Origin of the sequence: Bartonella taylorii 8TBB (assembly GCF_902825155.1) — a bacterium.
In the GTDB taxonomy this organism is placed as follows: domain Bacteria; phylum Pseudomonadota; class Alphaproteobacteria; order Rhizobiales; family Rhizobiaceae; genus Bartonella; species Bartonella taylorii_A.
Genome location: NZ_CADEAG010000072.1, coordinates 1 through 563, shown reverse-complemented (window position 1 = coordinate 563; position 563 = coordinate 1). Strand labels below are relative to the sequence as shown.

Sequence of the window (563 nt, the reverse complement as noted above, 5' to 3'; positions counted from 1 at the left end):
TCCCACTTAATATTTTTATCCTGCAAAAAAGGCCCCTAAAAGGGATAATTTTGGGGACCCCTGAAGCACACATTATCTCACCAAACCAACAGCAGGGCCGCCATATCCCCAACATTATAACAAAATATTTTTTCTGGCAAAAACCCCCAAAAAGCCTGTTTCTAATTTTCTTTACAAAGGAGGCCACACCGACCCAGCCGTTTGTTTTTTGTGATTAACTTAAAAACAAAACAAACAGAAAAAATAAACCTAGATCCATATACTTTAAATAAACTTACCACTCTTCTTGAAGAACGCTCAAAAGTTAATTACCATAATGTAGGAAAAATGATTAGCTTGCTATCTAAAGCTTTTCTAGGGACACCTTACAAAGCAAATATGTTGCAAGGCTCAGAAAATATACCAGAAAAACTGATAATTGACTTTAGAGGTTTAGATTGCTTTACTTATTTAGATTATGTTGAAGCCTTACGGAAATCAACATCACAAACAGAATTTATCAATAATCTCATACGAACGCGTTATGTTGATGGTAATGTTAATTTTTTAAATCGGAAGCATTT

At 34.1% G+C, this 563-nt stretch carries 2 protein-coding genes; both read left to right on the top strand.

What is annotated here, in order from left to right:
* Positions 1-218, top strand: a 218-nt coding sequence (locus J7R13_RS08700; RefSeq protein ID WP_208438297.1) for a hypothetical protein, incomplete at its 5' end; no start/stop codon positions are given.
* A partial coding sequence (locus J7R13_RS08695) for an N-acetylmuramoyl-L-alanine amidase-like domain-containing protein (RefSeq protein WP_246786340.1) occupies positions 211-563 on the top strand: 353 nt, incomplete at its 3' end. The genes J7R13_RS08700 and J7R13_RS08695, both read left to right, overlap by 8 nt.